This is a genomic window from Labedella endophytica (assembly GCF_003990045.1).
GTDB classification, from domain to species: Bacteria; Actinomycetota; Actinomycetes; order Actinomycetales; family Microbacteriaceae; genus Labedella; species Labedella endophytica.
The window spans coordinates 222,494-243,894 of record NZ_RZGZ01000004.1; the positions used below are offsets into that span (position 1 = coordinate 222,494).

26 protein-coding genes are annotated in these 21,401 nt (G+C 70.2%); 13 read left to right on the top strand and 13 right to left on the bottom strand.

The features are described 5' to 3' along the window. Positions 1–29 precede the first annotated feature (29 nt). Positions 30–851, bottom strand: a complete 822-nt coding sequence (locus ELQ94_RS14405; RefSeq protein ID WP_127051058.1) for a metallophosphoesterase family protein — start codon at positions 849–851, stop codon at positions 30–32. Continuing rightward, a complete protein-coding gene (locus tag ELQ94_RS14410; protein WP_166404822.1) occupies positions 848–1,534 on the bottom strand; it encodes a tyrosine-protein phosphatase in 687 nt (228 codons plus the stop codon). Before ELQ94_RS14410 ends, ELQ94_RS14405 begins: the two co-directional genes overlap by 4 nt. Positions 1,535–1,691: 157 nt before the next feature. On the opposite strand from ELQ94_RS14410, the gene ELQ94_RS14415 reads away from it, so the two are divergent. Further along, a complete protein-coding gene (locus ELQ94_RS14415) occupies positions 1,692–1,898 on the top strand; it encodes a hypothetical protein (RefSeq protein ID WP_127051060.1) in 207 nt (68 codons plus the stop codon). Positions 1,899–2,102: 204 nt separating this feature from the next. Here the strand turns inward: ELQ94_RS14415 and ELQ94_RS14420 are convergent, their stop codons facing one another. Next, positions 2,103–2,942, bottom strand: coding sequence for a MurR/RpiR family transcriptional regulator (locus ELQ94_RS14420; protein ID WP_127051061.1), 840 nt, complete (start codon positions 2,940–2,942; stop codon positions 2,103–2,105). A 94-nt stretch (positions 2,943–3,036) separates the two neighbouring features. Here ELQ94_RS14420 and ELQ94_RS14425 point away from each other — a divergent pair, with 94 nt between their 5' ends. After that, on the top strand, positions 3,037–3,291 hold the full coding sequence (locus ELQ94_RS14425) for a DUF4287 domain-containing protein (RefSeq protein ID WP_127051062.1): 255 nt from the start codon (positions 3,037–3,039) through the stop codon (positions 3,289–3,291). A gap of 43 nt (positions 3,292–3,334) precedes the next feature. Here the strand turns inward: ELQ94_RS14425 and ELQ94_RS14430 are convergent, their stop codons facing one another. From ELQ94_RS14430 to ELQ94_RS14440, 3 genes are all read right to left on the bottom strand, one after another. Continuing rightward, positions 3,335–4,000, bottom strand: coding sequence for a winged helix-turn-helix transcriptional regulator (locus tag ELQ94_RS14430; RefSeq protein WP_127051063.1), 666 nt, complete (start codon positions 3,998–4,000; stop codon positions 3,335–3,337). 7 nt (positions 4,001–4,007) lie between these two features. Further along, on the bottom strand, positions 4,008–4,442 hold the full coding sequence (locus ELQ94_RS14435) for a VOC family protein (RefSeq protein WP_127051064.1): 435 nt from the start codon (positions 4,440–4,442) through the stop codon (positions 4,008–4,010). A 61-nt stretch (positions 4,443–4,503) separates the two neighbouring features. Further along, positions 4,504–4,857, bottom strand: coding sequence for a DUF2200 domain-containing protein (locus tag ELQ94_RS14440; RefSeq protein WP_127051196.1), 354 nt, complete (start codon positions 4,855–4,857; stop codon positions 4,504–4,506). A 247-nt stretch (positions 4,858–5,104) separates the two neighbouring features. On the opposite strand from ELQ94_RS14440, the gene ELQ94_RS14445 reads away from it, so the two are divergent. After that, positions 5,105–5,557 (top strand): hypothetical protein, encoded by a 453-nt coding sequence (locus tag ELQ94_RS14445; protein ID WP_127051065.1) that lies wholly within the window; start codon positions 5,105–5,107, stop codon positions 5,555–5,557. A gap of 221 nt (positions 5,558–5,778) precedes the next feature. On the opposite strand, the gene ELQ94_RS14450 is transcribed toward ELQ94_RS14445, so the two are convergent. Next, the gene (locus ELQ94_RS14450; protein ID WP_127051066.1) at positions 5,779–6,753 is read right to left on the bottom strand and encodes a methyltransferase family protein; all 975 of its coding nucleotides are present in this window, start codon (positions 6,751–6,753) and stop codon (positions 5,779–5,781) included. Positions 6,754–6,948: 195 nt separating this feature from the next. Here ELQ94_RS14450 and ELQ94_RS14455 point away from each other — a divergent pair, with 195 nt between their 5' ends. Further along, positions 6,949–7,803 (top strand): alpha/beta fold hydrolase, encoded by an 855-nt coding sequence (locus tag ELQ94_RS14455; RefSeq protein ID WP_127051067.1) that lies wholly within the window; start codon positions 6,949–6,951, stop codon positions 7,801–7,803. A 207-nt stretch (positions 7,804–8,010) separates the two neighbouring features. Beyond that, positions 8,011–8,526: a hypothetical protein gene (locus tag ELQ94_RS14460; protein ID WP_127051068.1), complete on the top strand. Its 516-nt coding sequence runs from the start codon at positions 8,011–8,013 to the stop codon at positions 8,524–8,526. Here ELQ94_RS14460 and ELQ94_RS14465 read toward each other — a convergent pair. After that, positions 8,523–9,548, bottom strand: coding sequence for a LacI family DNA-binding transcriptional regulator (locus ELQ94_RS14465; protein ID WP_243697047.1), 1,026 nt, complete (start codon positions 9,546–9,548; stop codon positions 8,523–8,525). The two genes, ELQ94_RS14460 and ELQ94_RS14465, sit on opposite strands and share 4 nt — an antisense overlap. Continuing rightward, positions 9,545–11,410: a glycoside hydrolase family 2 protein gene (locus tag ELQ94_RS14470; RefSeq protein WP_127051069.1), complete on the bottom strand. Its 1,866-nt coding sequence runs from the start codon at positions 11,408–11,410 to the stop codon at positions 9,545–9,547. Before ELQ94_RS14470 ends, ELQ94_RS14465 begins: the two co-directional genes overlap by 4 nt. A 115-nt stretch (positions 11,411–11,525) precedes the next feature. Between ELQ94_RS14470 and ELQ94_RS14475 the strand changes: the two genes are divergently transcribed. The 6 genes from ELQ94_RS14475 to ELQ94_RS14500 all read left to right on the top strand — a co-directional run bounded on the left by ELQ94_RS14475 (position 11,526) and on the right by ELQ94_RS14500 (position 17,012). Beyond that, a complete protein-coding gene (locus tag ELQ94_RS14475) occupies positions 11,526–12,869 on the top strand; it encodes an ABC transporter substrate-binding protein (RefSeq protein ID WP_127051070.1) in 1,344 nt (447 codons plus the stop codon). Next, the gene (locus ELQ94_RS14480; RefSeq protein ID WP_208007735.1) at positions 12,866–13,801 is read left to right on the top strand and encodes a carbohydrate ABC transporter permease; all 936 of its coding nucleotides are present in this window, start codon (positions 12,866–12,868) and stop codon (positions 13,799–13,801) included. Before ELQ94_RS14475 ends, ELQ94_RS14480 begins: the two co-directional genes overlap by 4 nt. 1 nt (position 13,802) lies before the next feature. Beyond that, entirely contained in the window at positions 13,803–14,696 is an 894-nt protein-coding gene (locus tag ELQ94_RS14485) for a carbohydrate ABC transporter permease (protein WP_127051071.1), read from the top strand. Further along, complete coding sequence (locus ELQ94_RS14490) at positions 14,693–15,880, top strand: Gfo/Idh/MocA family protein (protein WP_127051072.1); 1,188 nt, start codon at positions 14,693–14,695, stop codon at positions 15,878–15,880. The genes ELQ94_RS14485 and ELQ94_RS14490 overlap by 4 nt, the downstream gene beginning before the upstream one ends. Continuing rightward, positions 15,877–16,746 (top strand): ThuA domain-containing protein, encoded by an 870-nt coding sequence (locus ELQ94_RS14495; protein ID WP_127051073.1) that lies wholly within the window; start codon positions 15,877–15,879, stop codon positions 16,744–16,746. Before ELQ94_RS14490 ends, ELQ94_RS14495 begins: the two co-directional genes overlap by 4 nt. An 86-nt stretch (positions 16,747–16,832) precedes the next feature. Then, positions 16,833–17,012 (top strand): hypothetical protein, encoded by a 180-nt coding sequence (locus tag ELQ94_RS14500; RefSeq protein WP_127051074.1) that lies wholly within the window; start codon positions 16,833–16,835, stop codon positions 17,010–17,012. An 88-nt stretch (positions 17,013–17,100) separates the two neighbouring features. On the opposite strand, the gene ELQ94_RS14505 is transcribed toward ELQ94_RS14500, so the two are convergent. The 3 genes from ELQ94_RS14505 to ELQ94_RS14515 form a co-directional block, all read right to left on the bottom strand. Continuing rightward, positions 17,101–17,373 (bottom strand): DUF1905 domain-containing protein, encoded by a 273-nt coding sequence (locus ELQ94_RS14505; RefSeq protein WP_127051075.1) that lies wholly within the window; start codon positions 17,371–17,373, stop codon positions 17,101–17,103. Positions 17,374–17,404: 31 nt separating this feature from the next. Continuing rightward, a complete protein-coding gene (pip, locus tag ELQ94_RS14510; RefSeq protein WP_127051076.1) occupies positions 17,405–18,361 on the bottom strand; it encodes a prolyl aminopeptidase in 957 nt (318 codons plus the stop codon). A gap of 76 nt (positions 18,362–18,437) precedes the next feature. Next, the gene (locus tag ELQ94_RS14515) at positions 18,438–19,289 is read right to left on the bottom strand and encodes a helix-turn-helix domain-containing protein (protein WP_127051077.1); all 852 of its coding nucleotides are present in this window, start codon (positions 19,287–19,289) and stop codon (positions 18,438–18,440) included. A gap of 101 nt (positions 19,290–19,390) precedes the next feature. Between ELQ94_RS14515 and ELQ94_RS14520 the strand changes: the two genes are divergently transcribed. Together ELQ94_RS14520 and ELQ94_RS14525 are read left to right on the top strand one after the other, a co-directional pair. Beyond that, positions 19,391–20,086 carry an SDR family NAD(P)-dependent oxidoreductase gene (locus ELQ94_RS14520; RefSeq protein WP_127051078.1) on the top strand — a complete coding sequence of 232 codons (696 nt, stop codon included), beginning with the start codon at positions 19,391–19,393 and terminating at the stop codon, positions 20,084–20,086. 418 nt (positions 20,087–20,504) lie between these two features. Beyond that, positions 20,505–21,059, top strand: coding sequence for a P-loop nucleotide/nucleoside kinase family protein (locus tag ELQ94_RS14525; RefSeq protein ID WP_127051079.1), 555 nt, complete (start codon positions 20,505–20,507; stop codon positions 21,057–21,059). A 23-nt stretch (positions 21,060–21,082) separates the two neighbouring features. Here the strand turns inward: ELQ94_RS14525 and ELQ94_RS14530 are convergent, their stop codons facing one another. Then, on the bottom strand, positions 21,083–21,355 hold the full coding sequence (locus ELQ94_RS14530; protein ID WP_127051080.1) for a hypothetical protein: 273 nt from the start codon (positions 21,353–21,355) through the stop codon (positions 21,083–21,085). Between the last annotated feature and the right edge of the window lie 46 nt (positions 21,356–21,401).

Sequence of the window (21,401 nt, forward strand, 5' to 3'; positions counted from 1 at the left end):
TTCCTTCTGTTCTGGGGGGGAGGGTGAGGCTAGGAGGAGAGAATCGTGGAGGAGCGCGCCCGGGCGCGTGCGGACGGCGCGGTGAAGAGCGGTTCCGGCGTGGACATGCTCACGGAGGTCGTGCTGACGCCGCCGTCCGTGAGGTGCACGAGCGAGAACATCGCCGAGTCGTGGCCGCTCACGGCGTCGGGTCCCGCGTTCATCACCTGGTGGTAGGCGAGCGACGGGCCGACGGACACCTGCAGGCCGTCGACGACCGCCGCCATGGGGTGGTGAAAGTGGCCGGCGAGAACGATGCGGGTGTCGCTCCCGGCGAGGGCCGCGGTGAGCTCCCGCGGGTTGCGCAGCCCCGACTTCGCGAGCGTGGGCAGGGGAGAGCCGAGGGGTGCGTGGTGGAGAGCGACCACGGTGCCCTGCCCGTATGGCCGGCTGACGGTGTCGCGCAGCCAGTCGAGCTGCTCGGCGTCGATCGATCCGGCGCTCGAGTCGAGCAGCACGATGCGCAGGGGACCGAGCTCGACCACGCGGTAGTGGCTCTCAGCGTGACCCGAGAGCACGCGAGCGGCGTCGCGGTCGTCGTGGTTGCCGAGCACCGTCAGCACCGGAGCGTTCACCGCGTCTTCGAGCCGGTGCAGGGCGCGTTCGAGATCGCGGTAGACGGAGGTGTGCCCGCGCTGGGCGAGGTCGCCCGTGACGATCACGGCCTCCGGCGTGATGCCGGCGGAGCGCGCGTAGGAGCCCACGAGTTCGAGACGGCCGATGCCGTCGATCGTGTCGTAGAGGAGCCCGTCGTCCGTGGCGTGGACGTCGCTCACGTGCAGGATCGTGAGGCGCCCGTTGTCGATGCTCATGCGAGGGCCGCCACTCTGTCTGCGAGGACGCGGAACTGCCCGTCGGTGAGTCCGTGTTCGGAGAGGAAGCGCCGGGGTCCCCCGAGCTCGTCGAGCACGGCGAGGGCGTGTTCGAGCGCCTCGCGCGGGCTGTCGAGGTGCAGGCGGAGGGCGTCGGCGCGTTGGGCGTCGTCGAGCGTGAGCTCCGCGAGCAGCGCCGTGACGGCCTCCATGCGGGCGGGCGCCACACTCGGGCCGGACGCGGCGTAATCGGAGAGCACCATGTCGCGGGGCGCTCCGCCGGCGAGGAGGGCGAGCGCCACGACGAGTCCGGTGCGGTCCTTCCCCGCGGTGCAGTGAACGAGGATCGCGCCCTCGGCGCCGGCGATGACGGCGACGGCCGCGGCGAGTTCCGCGCCGCGCGTACGCAGGAGCAGCTCGTAGACGCCCTCGAGTGTTCCCGTGAGGGGCACGCCGTCGGTGGCGCGGTATAGCGGGATGCTGCGCACCTCGAGGCCGTGCGCGACTTCGGGTCGCTCGCCGTCCTCACGCAGGTCGACCACGAGCGTGACGCCGAGGTCGCGGAGCGCGGCCTCGCCGTCGGTGCTCAACCGGTCGAGGCTGCCCGAGCGCACGAGCCACGGTGAGCGGAGCGCGCCGAACGCCCGTGCATTGAACGTCCCGTCCACCTGGAGTGCGCGCATGAGTCCTCGTCTGATCCGGAACGGAGTTTCGTCTCGCATGAAACGCCGTTCCAGATCAGCGTGCGGTCTCTCGGTGAACGGAGCGTTACATCGCGACGTACGCGACGAGAACGCTCGCGAGGGGATCGACCTGCTGGCAGTGTGGTTGGCTAGCGCCATGGGAGCAGGAGACTACAACGTGGCGTTCGTCGACCAGGTCAACAGGTTGATCTACGAGACCATCACCTCGGGAGTGCCCCGCGTCGGGGACCACATCGACCTGCCGCTCCAACAGATCGCCGGCGAGGTGGACCTGGTGACGTGGCAGATCAACGGCTCGGACGCATCCTCGCGCGCCTTCGTGCGCATCAAGCCTCACGCCTGAGCGCGCCTCCCGCGTCGAGCGACAGCGACACACCGGCGATCTTCCCCCGAACAATCGATTCTGACCAGCAGGACGCTCGCCGCGTGGGAGCAGCCCAAAACGCTCGACAACTGCTGTCCACAGAATGGTCGGGAATCAAGATCCCGGAAGAGCTGCGCTGACAACCCGCACCGATCGTCGGGCGGGCGTCCTCGCTCTCGGGGCTCAGGCCTCGTCGGCCAGAGCGTCCGCGACCACTCCGCGCAGGGCCGCGACGGTGCTGTCGGAGGCCTCGTCGCGCGCGAGTTCGGTGATCAGCTGGTGCAGCACCACGAGATGACTCAACCGGCTGAGGAACGGATCCACGCCGTGGGCGCGGTTCGACGGTCCCGTCGCGATCACCACGTCCGCGGCCCGCGCGATCGGGGAGCGGGCGAAGCTCGTGATGAGCACGACCGTCGCGCCCCGATCGGCCGCCGCGCGCGCCGCCGCGAGCGTGCTGCTGTTCGCTCCCGAATAGCTGAGCGCGAGGCACACGTCGCCGGGGGACATCGAGTGCACCGCGAACTGCTGCGCCAGCACGTCGACGGGCGCCTCCACCGACCGGCCGAGCGCGCTCAACCGCATGGCCGTGTCCTGCAGGGGTGGGGACGAGAATCCGTTCCCCACGAGCACGATGCGCCGAGCCGCCGCGAGTCCGCGGACCGCGTCCATCACCGCCGACGGCTCCACGCTCGCGCTCCCGAGCTGGAGGGCGTCGATCGCCTCCGCGAAGACGCCGTCACCTCGTGCGCTACGGGCGCCGGGCGCGCCGGGCACCGCACGGGCGATCTCGAGGCGGAGGTGCTGGAACCCGCGGAAGCCCAGGTTCTGGCACGCCCGGACGACGGTGGCGGGCGAGGTCTCCGCGGCGGCCGCGAGCTCGAGGGTGGACCAGTCGACGACGTCGGCCGGTCGACTGATGACCACCTCGGCGACGCGGCGCTCACTCGGTCCGAGCAGAGGGACGGAGGCCCGCAGCCGGGCCATGACGGCCCGTTCGGCGTGGACGTCGTCGTGGATCATGTGCCCCCTCGTGGTTGAGCGGCAGTGTAATGGAGCCGATTGAACCGTCGGTTCTCCCACGCGTGTCGGCCCTCGCCCTCGCTACTCTGTGGCCATGACAGCCGATCGTGTCCTCGCCCCCGAACCGCGCCCCGACGGCTCCAAGCCGAAGGGACCCGCCTCGTACTTCGCGAGCATCGAGAAGACCTACGGGAAGCCGATCCAGGAGTGGCTCGACCTCGTGTCCACACGCCTCGACGAGGGCGGCACCCACATGGAGGCGGTCGCCTGGCTGAAGACCGAGCACGCGCTGGGTCACGGCCACGCCAATGCGCTCGTCGCCTATGTGAAGGCGAAGCGCGCGGGCTGACCCGCCGTTCGCGGTGCACGACCCGCCGCCCAGGGGGGCCGGTTCAGGCCGCGAGGTTGAACGTCTCCGCGAACCGGTCGAGCAGCGTCCGCGGCCCCTCGAGCAGCTCGACGGCACCCGTCGCGATCGCCCGGTCGGCTCGCAGCTCGCCCGAGAGGAGCCGGTGCAGTCCGGCGCCCGCGGCGAAGGACAGGTCGACGGTCCCGCTCTCCCGGGTCACGTCCAGCTCGGACCCGCGCACCCGGATGAGCAACTCGGTGGGTCCCGCGCCCGCCTCGGACGCGGAGACGAGCCGCGCCGCGTACGCGGTGGGCGGCAGCGCAGCGGCGACCTGGGGCCGGAACGCGGTGCGGAGGTCCATCGTGAGCGAGTCCGGTGTGATGATCTGCTCGTCGCGCGGTTCGCCCATCGCCTTGAAGCCCCATGCGCCGAGCGCGAGCACGACGGGCTCGAGCTCGCGCCCGTAGTCCGTGAGCTCGTAGACGATCACACGCGACCGCGGCGCTCGCCGGATCACGCCGGCCGCCTGCAGCTCCTTGAGTCGCGCCGCGAGCACGTTCGTGGGGATGCGGGGGAGCCCCGCCGCGAGTTCGCCGTAGCGACGCGGCCCCACGAGCAGGTCGCGGATGATGAGCAGCGCCCAGCGCTCGCCGACGAACTCGAGGGCCTGCGTGATGCCCCCGTACTGCCCGTAGTCGCGCGCTGCCACGGGCGCCTCAGCCCTGCTCGGCCGCGAACGCCTCGGGACCGATCTCGACGGCACGCGGGTCCATCCAGCCGAACTCGACGATGTTGCCGTCGGGGTCCGTCAGCTGACGCTGCATCATGAAGCCGTAGTCGGCGACCGGGTGGTTCTCGCTGCCACCCGCGGCGAGTCCCTTCTCGGCGACGGCGTCGACGGCCTCGCGGGAGTCGAGGAAGATCGCGGTGAGCGCGGAGACCGTCTCGGACGGATCCCCGATGGGGCGCTCCGTGAACGACTGGAAGAAGTCGCGCGTGAGGAGCATGAAGTAGTTCTGGCCCTCCTCCACCACCACGCACGCGGCGTTGTGGTCGCTGAAGACCGGGTTCACGGGGAATCCGACGGCCGTGTAGAACGCCTTCGCGCGTTCCAGGTCGGTCACCGGCAGGTTGACGAACATCTGGGCCATCGTGGTCTCCCATTCATGAGTGGAGCGGATGACCACACACTTGCAAAAAACAAGTGACTCGTCAAGACCCCCGCAGAATCGAGGTCATCTTCTTGCCGCGCGCCACCTCGTCGACGAGCAGGTCCATGTAGCGGATCTTCTGCATGAGCGGGTCCTCCACCTCCTGCACGCGGATGCCGCAGATCGTGCCCGTGATGAGGGACGCGTTCGGGTTCAGAGCTGGGGCGTCGTCGAAGAACTGCTCGAGGGTGACCTCGTCGTCGAGGGTGCGCTTGAGGCCTGCCTCGTCGTAACCCGTGAGCCACGAGATGACGTGGTCGATCTCGTCGGCCGTGTGGCCCTTCCGCTCCGCCTTCGCGATGTAGTGCGGATAGATGGCGGCGAACGGGGTGCCGAAGATGCGATGACCGGCCACGATGCGTCTCCCTCCCGGGGCGGAGGCGGCGATGACGCGCGCTCCGACGCGCAACACGGTACTCGCATCGACGAGCCGAGGCCACCACGCGGAGGCATGCACCGAGCCCGCCGGCCTCCGCCTGCACGGATGCCGCACAGGGTCCAGCCCTTGTTCGGGGCGGCGAGCGCGACCTACGGTGGAGATACTTCCCCCGGACCTTGGGAAGCGCGCACCTGCGCGCGTCAATGCTCAAGGGGGTACCACTATGCACGTCATCCACTACGGACTCGCACATCTACGGACGGCCGACGCCGTTGCGATCGCGCTCGTCGACTACGCGGAGGCGCTCTCGATCGGCGGTCGATTCGCCGTCGCCGAGATCCCGACCGCCTCGGAGAACGGGGCCGGGACCGCCCGGCTCCTCATCGGTCCGGGGATCCCGCTCGTGTCCACCGCGCTCGACCGGGTGTCGTCCATGGACGTCGTCTTCGACCGTGTTGCGGAGCCCGAGAACATCGGGTCCTCCTCCGGGACCGATGATGACCTCGACCCGTTCACTGTGCGCAGCGCAGCCCGCCGTCTCGCGGACGAGAGCGCCCGGATGCGCACGCCGGTCACCGCCCACGCGTTCGATTCGGAGATGCTCGACGACTTCTGGGAGCTGATGCACGACGACCCCGACCTCTCCGGGTGGCGTGGAGCGGATCAGGTGAACTGAGCCCGAACGGGTCGCAGAATGAACCTGACGCGCACCGGGCTTGTCAAGGCCGAACGCGAGGATTCCTCGCCCTCGGTAGCGTGGGTTCGGTCAGGGAGTACGGGCCGTCTCCCTCGGCTTCTCTGCCGGACCCGAACCGGCGGCGGGGCGGTCCGCGAGCGAGACCCGAACTCACTCCGGACCGCCTCACACATGCTCGAACGGCATGCCGGCGTCCGCGATCACACCCTGTGCGGCCGGCGCGGCACCCAGCAGGCCACGCGATCCCGGTAGGCGCCGTACTCGGCGCCGAAGCGGGCCTCGAGGTCGGCCTCCTCGATGGGGCGCACGAGTTCGTTCCACACGAACGACCCGGCCACGGCGTAGATCACGACGAGCCACGAACCCGCCACGAGACCGACCGCTGCGCCCTGCGCGATGCCCGCGACGGCCATCGGGTTCCGCACGAACCGGTAGGGACCGGCGATCACGAGGTTCCGCGCCGTCGCACTCGGGAGGGGCGTTCCCTCGCCGATCGTGGACATGGTGATCGCCGACCAGATCCCGAGTGCGCTCGCCGCGGCGAGCAGTACGCCCCCGAGGATCGGCACCGCGACGGGCACGTCGACGTCGAGCTGCCACCGCCGCTCGAGGAACACGATCACGAGGGGGAACACCACGAGGAACAGCCCCCAGAACAGGACGATTTGCGCACCCGTCCGCCGCACGTGGTCGCCCGTCGAACCGGGGCGCGCGACGCGGAACGCGAACGGCCCCGCGATGATCCACTCCGCCGGCAACCGACCGAGGAGGACGAGCATCGCGGCGGCGACGCTGCCCGCGGCGGCCGCGATCATGAGCACGGCGCCCCAGCCGGCGAGGCCCGTCGCGGTCGCGTAGGCGACCATGCCGACGGTCACGAGCACCGTCCACGGCCCCGCGACCCACACCGCCCACCGCAGGCCGAACGCGGCGAGGGCGGAGGCTACGACGAAGAGCGGGATATCGAGCGCGGCCATCACCACGGGGTCGATCCGGCCGAGGGTCGCGTCGCGCACCGCGGGCACGGTGAACACGGCGATCCACCACGCGAGCCCGGCGAGTGCCTGCAGTGCGAAGTAGAGGCGGCCGTGGCGCGCGCCGAGCCGGTCGGTCACGCGGCAGCGCTCGTCGATCCGCGCCGGGTGGGGCGCGCGACCGGTGGCGGACGGGGGCATGAGGCGAGTCTAGGAGCGTCGGACACCGACCTGCTCGGAGGAACGGCAGCCCTCGGTTCACTCGCGCGCGACGCGACGGGGTCGCGTACCCGGTATGGTCGCTCGCCCGCGCCTCGGGCACGGTGTCCCGCTCGCGACTTGTGGGGAACCGACGAGAATCAGGGTGGGAGCCGTGGGGTCAGTACGCTCGGGCGAATGAGCGCCTCGACACGGGTCCACCACGTCGCGTCCGAATCTCCCGGCCTCCTCGTCGTCCACGAGTACGGCGAGCCCGCGCGAGGGCGGGCGCCCATCGTGTTCCTGCCGGCGCTGGGCGTTCCTCTGGCGTACTACCTCCCCCTCTTCACGGAGTGGGCGGCTCGCAGGCGCCACGTGTTCGGCGTGGAGCTTCGTGGCATGCCCGCAACACCCGTGGACGACCTCCGACGGCAGCCGTTCGGATACGGCGAGCTGGTGCGCCATGACCTGCCAGCGGTGTTCTCCCTTCCGGCGCTCGAGGAGGGCGCGGTCGCTGTCGGGCACAGTCTCGGCGGACAGCTGGCCGTGCTCGCGACGGCGTCGGGCGCGATCAGCCCCCGCGCCGTGGTCACGATCGCCACGGGGTCGAGCGCCCTGCACCGCTCCGCTCCGCTCGTCGCTCGATGGCGCAGGGCCGCCGAGATCGCGACGGTACGGATGTCCTCAGCGGCTCTCGGGTACTGGCCGGGCCACCGGCTCGGGTTCGGTGGGCGGCAGCCGCGACTGCTCATGCGCGACTGGGCCTTCGAGGCTCGCACGGGACGCTACAGGCTCGTCGGCGACCCGACCGACTACGAGAGCCTGCTCTCCACGATCACCCCTCCGATCCTTCTCGTGACGATCGACGGCGACCCGCTCATCACTCCGGAATCGGTGGACACCCTGGCTCGCCGCCTGCCCGGCACCGCTGAGCGGATGACCGTGGCCGCGGGCGCTCGCGACCATTTCCTGTGGGCCCGTCGTGCCCCGCATCTCGTGATCGATCCGGTCGACACCTGGCTTGCCGCTCGGGACGGCGTGCGCTGCGGTTGACGTCGCCCGGGGTCGTGCGTCCGCCCTCGGTCACGTCGAGGCCGGAGCCGGAGTCGGAGCCGGACGTCGTGGCGACCCGGGGACGGGAGCCGCGCCGCGCGCCGCGCGCCGCGCGCCACGCGCCACACGCCACGAGAGCCTGGGCAAGACGTGCGAGTCCGTGCGAGGAGTGGCCAGGCGTCGCGCGCCTCTCGTACGGTGAGAGGGATGAAATCGATGTGGCGAGCCGTGAGCGCGACGGTCGTGGTGGCCTCGCTCGGCGTCCTCGGCCTCAGTGCGTGCGCGTCCGCGGAGAAATCGGCCGAGCCGACCGCGCTCGACGACCTCGCCTCGCAACTCGACACCCTCGAGAGTCGCATGGACCGCATCATGTGGTCGCGCCCCGCGCCGTCGTCGCTGTGGTTCCAGCTGGATCCCGCGAACGAGGTCGGAGCCGTCGTGCTCGCGAGCGACACCGCCGGCGGTGTGACGACCGCCCCGTTCCCGTATGCGCACGAGGTCGGCGACGACCTCCTCACCGTGGACGTCTTCGTGTCGGCACTTACCCGGGCCGGCGGCCCGGTCTCGGCCGATGCGGCGAACGCGTACGTCTGCGCCTCCTACGCCATCGACTCGACCAGTCAGGTCTTCACGCGGAGCGCCGTCGAGTGCCCGGCCGACCTCGTGCCCGTGGGCGGCGCGGCCGTGACGCTCGACGACCTCGAGCTCGACCCCGTCGCCTAGGCCCTTCCCACGGGGCGCACGGACTCCCGGATGTGCAGGGTCGGGTCGACCGCCACGATCGAAGGGGTCGGGCTCTCCGCGGCGAGCATCGCCACAGCGCGTTCACCCAGCGCAGTGAAGTCGAGCCGCACCGTCGAGAGCGAGGGCGTCAGCATCCGGCCGAGCGGGTGGTCGTCGAAGCCGATCACGCTCACGTCGTCCGGCACTCGGATGCCCCGCTCGCCCATGCCGCGCATGAGGCCGATCGCGATCTGGTCGTTGCCGCACAGCACCGCGGTGACCGACCCATCCGTCGGCATCGCGAGACCCACGTCGCGCGCGTCGGCCGGATCCCAGGACACGTGCCACGGGTCGGGAATCGTCGACAGCCCCGCGTCGGCGAGCGCGGCGCGCCAACCCCCGGACCGCCCGGTCTTCTGTTGCGATCCGGGCACGGCCACGTGGTGCACCGTCTCGTGCCCGAGTTCGAGCAGTCGTGTGGTCGCCTCGTAGGCGCCGGCATAGTCGTCGAGGTGCACCTGATCGATCCCCGCCACGTCCACGAGCGAGCCGGCCGCGATCACGACGCGGTGGCGTCGCCGGAGGATCTCGATCGTGTCGAACGCGATGGGATCGAAACCGATCACGATCGCTCCGACGAGGCGCTGGGTGAGGATCGGGTCGAGCGCGCGCTGCACGTCGGTGATCTCGCCGTCGGGACCTGCGTCCAAGAGGCCGACCGCCACAGTCCACCCGTTCCGTCGCGCCTCGTCGTGGATCCCCTCGATCGTCGCTGCGTAGCCGTAGGCGCTCGCCTGCGCGGCGAACACCCCGACGATCGTCGACGTGCCATGTGCGAGCGCCCGGGCCGTGGCGCTCGGGCGATAGTCCAGCTCCTCGATCGCGGCGAGCACGCGCTTCCGCTTCTCCTCGCTGACCGGAACGGTCCCTTGCACCACACGGGAGACGGTGGGGACCGACACGTTCGCGAGCGCGGCGACGTCGGCCATGGCCGGCATTCCCGAAGCGGTGCGACGTTTCATGTGGTCGATCCTAGGCACGGGCGGTCGCGACCGTCCTCGAATGCGGCCGGTCGTGTCTGCACGGCGCGGATGCGTTCCATGTCGAACTTCTCGTCCCGATCGAACGTGTAGATGCCGTTCTGCTCCTGGAACACGTCGGTCAGCTGGGTGTAGCAGTAGCCGAACATCTCGGGGTCGTCGAGGAGGACGGAGACGAGGCCGTCGAAGCGCTCGTGGAATTCCTCGACCGAACGGGGGCGACCGCCATAGCCCCAGGATCCCGCCTCGTCGCGGGCCGCGTCCGGTGATGCGTTCCACCAGATGCCACCGAATTCGCTGCAGAAGTACGGCTGGCCGCGGTACTCCACGGACCACGGCGGGGTGTCGCGCGGCGGCGTCTCGCGATCGCCCTCCCTGTTCGTGTACGGCTCACCGTGCGCGATCGGCGCCATCATGCGGGCGAACTCCGCGGGGTCCTGCTCGTAGCTGTGCGAGTCCCAGATCTCCGTCTCCACGACCCGGTGCGAGTAACCCGAGGCGTCGAGGGTCGGGCGGGACCGGTCGAACCCCTTCGTCGCGAGGAACATCGCGCGAGTGACGTCGTCGAGCACGCTGATGCGATCGTCGATGAACTGGAACGTCTCGTTGAGCGGGCACCAGCCGATGATGCTCGGGTGCGAGTAGTCCCGTTCGAGCACCTCGACCCACTGCGTGATGAAGGACGAGGTGGGCTGCTGCCACTCCTCCGGAGCCCCGGGAACGCGGGCGCCCCAGTCGGCGAACTCGCCCCACACGAGGTACCCGAGTCGGTCCGCGTGATAGAGGAACCGTTCCTCGAACACCTTCTGGTGGAGGCGCGCTCCGTTGAATCCCGCGGCCTGCGACAGGAGGATGTCCCGCACGAGGGCGTCGTCGTCGGGCGCGGTGAGGATGCCGTCGCGGTAGAGGCCCTGGTCGAGGACGAGGCGCTGGAACACGCGCTCGCCGTTGATGAGGAACCCGCGGCCGTCGATGCTCACGCTCCGGAGACCGGCGTAGCTCGCGACGGTGTCGAGCGCGCGGCCGTCGGCGTCCTCCAGCACGATCTCGACGTCGTAGAGGTGCGGATCGGTGACGCTCCACAGGCGCACGCGATCGCTCGGGAGGGCGATCTGCACGGACGGTGCGAGGTCGAGGTCTGCGCGCACGCTGCCGCGGGCGACCTCGCCGTCGGCGTCGGACACGGCCACGCGGATCCGCGTACCCGGGCGGTTGGCGGAGAGCGGCAGCTCGAACAGGAAGGACGAGGCGGCGACGTTCGGCGTGATCCGCGGACGTCCGAGCGCGACGGGGGGCACCGGCTCCAGCCAGACGGTCTGCCAGATGCCGGTGGTCCGGGTGTACTCGGTCACCGCGTTGGCGTAGACCGTCGACTGCTTCCCCCGCGCCTGCGGGCCGGAACGCGGGTCCCGCGCGCGCACCACGATCTCGGCGGACTCCCCGGCCGTCACGCGGGAGGTGATGTCGAAGGTGAAGCTCGAGAAGCCGCCGCGGTGCCGGCCGACCTCGGTCCCGTCCACCCACACGGTCGTGTCGTGATCCACGGCGCCGAAGTGGAGGAGGACACGCTCACCCGCCCATTCGTCGGGAATGTCGACCGCGCGGCGGTACCAGACGGCCGTCATGAAGTCGATGTCGTGGATCCCCGAGAGCTCGGATTCGGGCGCGAACGGCACGGTGATCCGCTCGGAGAGGGGCCGGTCGAGGAGCCCGCGTTCGCGCCCCGAATCGCTGCGATCGATCTCGAACTCCCACTCGCCGTTGAGCGTCATCCAGCGTTCGCGGCGGAATTGGGGGCGCGGATACTCCGGGCGCGGAACGGCCGGGCGAGCTTCGTCGATCATGCTTGAAACCGTAATCATTTTGATCTACTCTCGCAATGTCTTAACAAACCGGCGCATCCAATTCATCACAGCGGGCGAGGAAGCCCACGGGAGCGGAGCGCAGAGAGGTACCGCAATGAAGCGCAACCGAGCGATCGCCGTGGGACTGACCACGCTGGTCGCCGCGGCCGGGCTCACCGCCTGCTCCGCCGGCGACGAGGGCAGCGACGGTCCCGTCACGATCACGATCATGGAGTACCAGCAGACCCGCATCGACATCGTCGAGAGCCTGATCCCCGGCTTCGAGGCCGAGATGAAGGAGCAGGGGCGGGACATCAACGTCGAGCTCATCGCCGACCAGCTGAACGACGAGCAGTTCAAGACCAAGATCACCCAGCAGTTCATCGCGGGCGAGGCGCCCGACGTGATCGACATGGGCGACAGCCTCGTCCCCGGCTTCGCCGGTGCCGGCTACCTCGCGCCGCTCGACGAGTACCTTGACGACTGGGACGGCTGGGACCACTGGTACCCGCAGTTCAAGGACGCGTCGGTCCGCCAGGACGGCCAGATCTACTCGCTCCTCAACACCTCCGGCGTGCTCAACCTCTTCTACCGCGAGGACGTCCTCACGGACCTCGGCGTCGAGACAAGCCAGCCGCAGACGTGGGACGAGCTCATCGACCGACTCGTCGAGGTGCGCGACGCGACGGGTGACACCCCGATCGTCCTCCCCGCCGGATCGGCGTGGGGTGGCGGCACGTGGAACGAGGGCTTCCAGCCCCTCCTCGGCGGCACGGACCAGGACTACTACGACCCCGAGACCGGTCGTTGGGACCTCGAGAGCCCCGGATGGGAGGCGGTCTTCGACCTCTACGCCGACCTCGCCGAGGAGGACCTCCTCCCCGTCCAGGACCTGCTGAACCCCAACCCGTGGCAGCCAACGAAGTACGAGAAGTTCCCCGCCGGCGAGATCCAGGTGGCCGCACAGGGCACCTGGGGCTGGAAGTTCGACTGGGGCCCCGAGGGCGCGACGCCCATCCCGGACCTCACCGAGAAGGTCTCCACGTGGCAGTTCCCCGGCCTGCGCGACGGCGACGACCCGTTCGGCTGGCTGAACCTCGGTGGCGTGTACACGATCCCCGAGTCCTCCGAGCACAAGGAGGAGGCGATGCTCCTCATGCAGTACCTCACGACCGGCACGCCGCTCGCGGAGCAGCTCGTCGCCTCGGGTGCCGCATCGCCGCGCGACGATATCACCGACGTGGCACCGTACGCCGACGAGCCCGAGCTGCTCCAGGCGGGTGTCGACCAGGAGACGAGCGTCTTCGTCCCCACGGGTGACGGCTCCGACCAGATCGCCCAGGCGGTCGCCTCGGCGACGGAGCTCATCCTCACCGGAGATGCGGACGGCCAGGAGGCCTACGAGGCCTTCGTGGCCGACGCGACCGAGCTCCTCGGACCGAACCTGGTGAAAGAGTGACGTCGACCCTCGACGCACCCGTTTCGGCAGCGGCCACCCGGCCGCTGCCGAAGCGGCGTCGCCAGCGCAACGGCCCGCTGATCGCGCTCCTGCTCGGTCCGAGCGTGGTCCTCATCACGCTCTTCATCGTCCTGCCGGCGGTGTACAGCATCTACCTGTCCCTCACGAACACACAGCTCACGGGCTTCGCCGCCCGTGACCCGCAGTTCGTCGGACTCGACAACTTCGCGTACCTGCTGACCAACGGCGACTTCCTCAACTCGCTCGGTCAGACGGCCACGTTCACGTTCTTCTCGGCGATCATCGGGCAGACCGTGCTCGGCATGGTCGCCGCCATCCTCCTGAGCCGCCCCTGGTTGCGCGGCAAGGGCCTCTTCGGCGCGGCCGTGCTCATGCCGATGATCGTGCCAGAGGTCGTGGCGTCGCTCGCCTGGGCGAGCGTCCTGTCGAACAACTCCGAGGGCACGCTCAACCGGCTCACCGGGCTGTTCGGCGCCGACCCGACCGACTGGCTGCAGGTCGTACCGCTCACATCGATCATCATCGTGAACATCTGGCGCGGTGTGGCCTTCGCCATGATCATGTTCCAGGCGGCCCTCGAGGACGTGCCGGCCGAGCTCATCGAGGCCGCGCGGATCGACGGAGCCAGTGCCCTCCAGGTGTTCCGGCACGTCACGCTCCCGCTCATCCGCGGACCGGTGTTCCTCTACCTCCTGCTCACCACGATCAGCACCGTCGGTGTCTTCGGCCTCGTCTACTTCCTCACCCAGGGCGGACCCGGCGGGCAGACCCGCATCGCCGCGATCTACATCTACGAGCGCGCGCTCCAGTTCTCGCAGATCGGCATCGGAAGCGCGGCATCCATCATCCTGCTCGTCATCGTCCTGATCCTCGGGATCGTCTACGTGCGACTCGCGAAAGTGGAGGTGTGACATGGCGACCGTCACAGCACCGACCGTCCCGACCGGGGCCTCCCGGAAACCGCCGAAGCCCCGGCGCCGTCCGCTGTCCACGCTCGACAAGGTGCAGCGCACGCTCGGCTACGTGCTGATCGGCCTGCTGGCCATCTTCTGCCTCGTGCCGTTCGCCTGGGTCGTGCTCAGCGCGGTCGACGCGAACGCCGGGCCGAACGTGCAGCTCCCCGCGCCGTCGTTCGAGAACTTCATCCAGTTCTTCACCAACCGCGGCACCCCCCTGCTGCTCGTGAACAGCCTGATCATCTCGGTGACGGCGACCGCGATCAACCTCGCCCTCGGGCTCGCGGGCGGCTACGCCCTCGCCCGGTTCCGGTTCCGTGGCCGACGTGCCTTCATGTTCGGCATCCTGCTGATCCGCGTGGTCCCGGCGCCGGCGACGATCGTCGCGCTGTACCTGATCATGGTCAACATCGGGCTGTCCAACTCCCTCATCGGTCTGATCATCGTGGAGGCCGCCTTCCAGCTCCCCGTCACCCTCTGGCTGCTCGCCGGCACGATCTCGGCCGTGCCGATCGAGCTCGAGGAGGCCGCGTGGATGGACGGCAACTCGCGGTTGCAGGCGATCTGGCGGATCGTGCTGCCCCTCGTCGGCCCCGGCCTCGGTGCCGCCGCGATGCTCAGCTTCATGAACGTGTGGGGCGACTTCCTCACACCGCTCGTGCTGCTGCAGAGCACGGAGCTCTACCCGCTGTCGATCGGACTCTTCCGCGCCTTCAGCGAGTACAACCAGGTGGACTGGGGTCTGCTCGCCGCGAGCGCGATCGTCTACCTGGTGCCGCCGGCCGTGCTCTACATCTTCGTCCGCAAGCACCTGCTGCGGTCGAGCCTCGGCGGGGCGGTCAAGGGATGACGGCCGGAACGGCGTCGGTGTCTCCCGCGTCCGCCGGCCGACTGCCGGTCGTCGTCGTGGGCGCCGGGGCCATGGGCGGGGAGTGGCTGCGGATGCTCGCGACCTCGGAGATCGCCGTGCCCGTTGGCATCGTCGATCTCGACCTCGAGCTCGCGCGGACCACGGCTGCGTCCATCGGTCTCGACGACGTCGTCATCGGGGCGTCCGTCGCCGACGTGGCCCGGCTCTCGGGCGCGGAGGCGGTCATCAACGTGACCGTGCCGCAGGCCCACGGCGTCGTGAACGAGGAGGCCATGCGGGCCGGACTCCCCGTGCTGTGCGAGAAGCCGCTCGCCCCGACCGTCGCCGAGGCGCTCCGCCAGGTGGCGCTCGCCGACATCACCGGCGAGCTGCTCATGGTGAGCCAGTCCCGGCGCTACTTCCCGCACCTCGCGGTGTTCCGCGAGGTCGTGGGACGGCTCGGCGCGCTCGCCGCTGTGAGCGCGGACTTCTTCCACGAGGACCACGAGCCCGGGTTCCGGGAGCGCATGGCGCACCCCCTGCTCGTCGACATGTCGGTGCATCACTTCGACCAGCTGCGCTACGTCACGGGCGACGAACCCGTCGCCGTCCGCTGCACGTCGTGGAACCCGCCGTGGAGCTGGTTCGACGGCGATGCCGCGGCGACCGCCGACTTCGAGCTCGCCTCCGGTGCACGCTTCGCGTATGCGGGAAGCCGCTGCACGCCCGGACTGCAGACGTCGTTCAACGCGGACTGGCGTGTGTACGGCGAGAACGGGGCCGCGTCGTGGGACGGCGAGGACGTCGTGCGCCTCGAGGCGGCCGGGTCCGTTTCTGAGGAGAGGGGTTCCGTCCCGGAGGCGCAGGACACCCCGGAGGGGATCGCGGGCTCGCTCGCCGAGTTCGTCGCGGCCCTCCGCAGCGGCGCGACCCCGCAGAACGAGGTGCGCGCCAACGTGCTCAGTCTCGCGATGGTCGAGGGTGCCATCCGCAGCACGGAGCTCGGCGGCGACCGCGTCGTGCTCGCAGGACTCCTCGAAGAGTCGCTCGCTCAGGCCATCGTGGCCGAGCGAAGCGCCGACATCGCCGACGTGTTGCGCTCCTGGACGAGCGCCGCCGCCGGCATCACCACCCCGGCCTGGGGATCGACCCCGGCCCTGATCGCGTCGGGAGGCGCCCGATGACCGATTCCACCACCGCGACCGCTCCGAGCGGCACACCCGCCCCCATCCGCGTGACCGTCTGGGGGGAGAACCGCCACGAGCAGATCAACCCCGTGGTGCGCGGCATCTACCCGGACGGGATGCACGCGACGATCGCTGGCGGCCTCCGCGACCTCCTCGGCGACGAGGTCGTCGTGGACACCCGCGTGCTCGACGACCCCGAGCACGGGATGACCGAGGAGACCCTCGCCGCGACCGACGTGCTGCTCTGGTGGGGGCACACGGCACACGAGGAGGTGTCGGACGAGGTCGTCGAGCGCATCCAGCGCCACGTTCTCGAGGGGATGGGCATCATCGTGCTGCACTCCGGCCATCACTCGAAGATCTTCCGCCGCCTCATGGGCACCACGTGCAGCCTGCGGTGGCGCAACGACGGCTCCGACCGCGAGCTCGTGTGGACGGTCTCGCCGCGCCACCCCATCGCGGAAGGCGTGCCCCAGCCGCTCGTCATCCCCGGTCAGGAGATGTACGGCGAGTTCTTCGACATCCCCGACCCCGACGAGCTCATCTTCCTGAGTACGTTCACCGGCGGTGAGGTGTTCCGTAGCGGCATCACCTACCGTCGCGGCTACGGGCGGGTGTTCTACTTCAGCCCCGGCGACGAGGTCTACCCGGTCTACCACCACCCCGGCGTGCAGCGCGTGCTCGCCAACGGCGTGCGCTGGGCGCGGCCCACACGCGAGCGCGAGTCGTACCTCGTCACGCCGATGTACCTGCCCGGCAACTTCGACCAGCCGATGCTGACCGACGACGACGGCGGACTCATCGACTACTACACGCGCGAGCCCGTGACGCAGCGGGCAGACGGCGCCGACGCGTCTCACTGAGCCCGGCCACCGCTCGCTGAGCCCGGCCGCCCCTCGGGGGAGGCCGGGCTCTTGCGTGTGATCGCTCCGGCACCCATCATTCAGATATGGGAACGCCGCCTCGAAAGCCGTGGGTCGGTCGCTCGGTCCGCCTCGTCGGACGTATCGCGGGCCGCAGCGTCACCGCGGTGCTCGCCGTGTTGGCCGGTCTCGGCGGCAAGAACACCGGCCCGATGCTCTCCTCGCACAAGCGTCCAGCCGCCCCGCGCGAGCAGTACCGCCCGTAGGAGCACCGGCCTTCGGTCGCTGAGCTTGTCGAAGCGTGTCGCGGCCGTCTCGGATCGTGTCCCTTCGACGGGCAGCGGCGCATCGCCGTCAGCGCTTGGTGACGGTGACGTCGACCGGGTCGCCGATGTCCTTGCCGAGCTTCGCGCGTACCTTCGCGCTGAGGGACACCATGTGGCCGCCCGTTCCGGTCGGCATCGCGCCCACGTTCTCGAGCGTCACGCCATCGATCGTCGCGTCCACGCGGGCACTCTTCCCCGAGCCGAAGAAGGCCGCGGAGTCGGGGATCTCGACGCAGCTCCACGTCTCCCCCTTCACGTCGACGCCGATCGTGGTCGAGAAGCTCAGCTCGTTCGCGCTCATGCCGCCAGGCTAAGGGACTACGCGTCGGGTGTCACCGGTCCGCGAAACGGTCCGTCGCCTCGATGAGGGCGTCGAGGATGCCGGGCTCGTCGAAGGCGTGGCCCGCGTCGGGGATCATGCGCATCTCCGCCTCGGGCCATGCGCGGTGCAGGTCCCACGCCGTGAACGGCGGGGTGCAGAGGTCGTAGCGGCCCTGCACGATCACGGCGGGGATGTCGCGGAGGCGCGACGCGTCGCGGATGAGCTGCCCGTCCTCCATCCACCCCTTGTTCACGAAGTAGTGGTTCTCGATGCGCGCAAAGGCGAGGGCGTAGGACGGCTCCGAGAAGGTCGCGATGAGGTCCTCGCGGGGGAGGAGCGTGATCGCGGAGGCCTCCCACGTGGACCACGCCACGGCGGCCGGTCCGTGCACGGCGGGGTCCGGGTCGTTGAGCAGCCGGTGGTACGCGGCGATGAGGGAGTGACGCTCGTCCTCGGGAACGGGGGCGACGAAGCCCTCCCAATTGTCGGGCAGCATCGCGCCGGCGCCGCCCTCGTAGAACCAGTCGAGCTCCGTCTTCCGCAGCGTGAAGATGCCGCGGAGCACGAGCTCGGTCACACGCTCGGGGTGCGTCTCCGCGTAGGCGAGGGCGAGGGTGCTGCCCCAGGAGCCGCCGAAGACCTGCCACACATCGACGCCGAGCATCTCGCGCAACCGCTCGATGTCGGCGACCGAGTGCCAGGTGGTGTTCGCGCTGAGGTCGCCGTTCTCGCTCGCGTGCGGGAGGCTCTTCCCGCAACCGCGCTGATCGAAGAGCACGATGCGGTACGTCGCCGGGTCGAAGACGCGACGCTGATTCGGATTCGTCCCGCCGCCGGGGCCGCCGTGCAGGAACACGACGGGCTTGCCGTCCGGGTTGCCCGACACCTCCCAGTACAGCTGCTGTCCGTCGCCCACGTCGAGCAGGCCGGAGTCGTACGGTTCGATCGCGGGGTAGAAGGTGCGCATGCGCTTCAGCCTAGGGAGTGGTGGGCCGCGTCACGTCGACCTCGACGCCGGATTCCGGGGAGGGGTGGTGACCACCTCAGCGGGCGGGGGACTCCATCGCCTGCACGCCCGTAACGCGGAGGAGGTCGAGGCTCGCCTCGGCGGGCGAGCCGGGGACCGCCGTGTAGACGACGATGCGGAGGTCCGCGCCGGGCGCCGTGAGCACGTCGCAATCGAGTTCGATCGGGCCGATCACCGGGGAGTGCACCGTCTTCCGGCTCGACACGTGGGCCGAAACGGTCGCCGTCCGCCAGGCTTCCTCGAAGGCGGGGGAGTCGCGGCGCAAGCACCGGACGAGGTCCGCGATGCGGGTGTCCTCCGGGTACAGGCCCGCCGCGCGGCGGAGGTCCGAGGCGAGGTCGGAGGTGAATGCTTCGTGGTGGGCGTCGTCGAACTCGGTGATGCCCGGGCCCTGCATGAAGTACCGCCACGCCACGTTGGCCTCGTCGGCTGCGAGTAGGGTCGGGTCGCCGAAGAGGGCCGCCCACAGCGGGTTCCACGACACGATGTCCCACGCCGCGGTCAGCACGGCGACGGGGGAATCGCCGAGCCGATCGACGATGCGCTGTACTCCCGGCGGCACGTGCCGGGACGCGACGCGGGCGGAGGGGACGGGAGCGCCGGCCGCGCGGAAGAGATGGTCGCGTTCCTCGTCGCTCAGCCGCAGCGCCCGCGCCAGGGCGGTGAGAGTCTGCGCGGACGGGTTCGTCGCGCGGCCCTGCTCGAGACGCACGATGTAGTCGACGCTCACCCCCGCGAGTGCGGAGAGCTCCTCGCGGCGCAGCCCGGGCGTTCGCCGCCCGATGCCGGCCGGCATGCCCACCTGCTGCGGGGTCACGCGGTCGCGCGACGTGCGCAGCACCGTTGCGAACTCGCTCTGCCGATCCATTCGTTCAGTATGCGCTCGCCGCCGAGGCACAGGGTGGTATCGGCAGTCCCACCGTTAGGCGATACCTGGGGCGCTCGCCGGATCGGGCGCACGCTCAGGACATGACAACGAACACCGCACGAACCATCCTCATCACCGGAGCCAACAAGGGCCTCGGCCTCGAAGCCACCCGTCGTCTCATCGCCGACGGCCACACCGTCTACGCGGGTATGCGCGATCTCGCCGCGGGCGACGCCGCTCGTGAACTCGGCGCCCACGCCGTGCAGCTCGACGTGACCGACGACGCCTCCGTCGCCGCCGCGATCGCTCAGCTCCCCGCCCTCGACGTGCTCATCAACAATGCGGGCATCTCGGGCACGGCCCAGTCGCTCGACGACCTCACGACGGCGGCGACCGACGACGTCTTCGCGACCAACGTCACGGGCGTCGTGCGCGTCTCGCAAGCGGCGCTGCCGCTCCTCCGCGATTCCGCGAACCCGGTGATCGTGAACGTCGCGAGCGGGCTCGGGTTCCCGCGCTTCCTCCTCGACGACGCGCGGATCGAGAGCCACGTCATGACCGTCCCGTACGTCGCGTCGAAGGCGGCGGTCGTCGCACTCACCGTGCAGTACGCGAAGAACCTGCCCGGCATGCGCGTGAACGCGGTCGACCCCGGCTACACCGCAACGGACCTGAACGGGCACTCGGGGCCGCAGACGGTCACCGAGGGGACCGATGCGATGGTCTCGATGGCGCTCGTCGAGGCGGACGGGCCCACGGGCCAGTTCTTCGACCGCGAGGGACACATCGCCTACTGAGTCCCGGTCCCCGCCCCCGGCCCTTTAATCCGCTCGGCCGCCTCCGCCCCTCGGCCAGTAGCTCGAGTGGACGCGAATCGTCGCCTCCGACTCCGGGAGGCGACCATTCGCGTCCACCCGGTTGGGTAGCTCGGATCGGGTGGACGCGATGTGTCGTCTGGAGAGCACGGAGACGACGATTCGCGTCCACTCGGTGGGTCCGAATGACCGTGTCAGGTGCTGACCCCGGCCTCTCCCGGTCTCCCGCGGCACGCTTCGACCCTTCGACAGGCGGAGGGCGGGCGCTGCTCAGCGACCGGGTGGTGAGGTGCCCTGCGGACGTCACCATCGCGGTCCCCGAGCTTGCCGAAGGGTGGTGACCGCCTCGAGGTCGTCGCCTCCGTTCGCCCGGATCCGCGCGGCCGTCTAGCGTGGAGGGATGTCAGCAGCGGACGTCGGTGTCTTCCTCAACGGGTCGTACGGGGTGGGGAAGTCCTCGGTGCTCGATCATCTGGCGGACGCCTTCGCGGCGGAGGGGATGCCGTTCAGCCTGTTCGACGTGGACTGGTTCCACCGGTCGTGGCCGCCCGCCGAGGACGACCCACGAAACGTGGTCACCGAAGCGCAGAACATGCGGGCGGTTTGGGAGAACTACGAGCGCGTCGGACCGCGGACCCCGATCGTCGCCGGCGTGATCGCCTCTGACGAGGACAGGGAACGGTACGAGGGGGTGTTCGGACGTCGCTTGCGCATCATTCACCTCGCCGCCTCGGCTCCTGTCGCCGAGCAGCGGCTCCGCGAGCGCTACACGCCGGAGCGCGCCGCGGCGCTCGACTGGCACCTCGCCCGGCACGAGCAGCTCGCGTTGACGATCGGCGAGGGACCGTGGAACGAGGTGACGGTGGACACCGACGACCGATCGCCCGCGGAAGTCGCGGCCATCGTCTTCGGGCTCGTCGCGCCGGGGCTCGGCGGCCTGCCGGTCCGTCCATAGACCGGACCCGCCGGAAGGCGGCGTCAGTCCTGCGCGGCCGCCGGGTCCACGGCGAGCGGCTGCACGCTCGCGCGCCAGCCGGAGCGCACGTTGCCCTGGAAGGCCCCGTGGCGGAGGCCGGCCTCGTCGAGGCGTCGCTCCACGTCGGCCCGCGCAGCGGCGTCGAAGTCACGCGCGTAGACGACCCACTCGTCGAGCTCGCGGCCCGTGTTCGTCGCGATCGTGAGGCGGAATTCGTCCCCCACCTCGCCTCGGCGGACGAACGCGTAGACGGCGGTGGGGTAGCGGGTGGGCATGGCTTCGACGATACCGGGACCCGCTGTGGCCGCCGCGACCTGATCT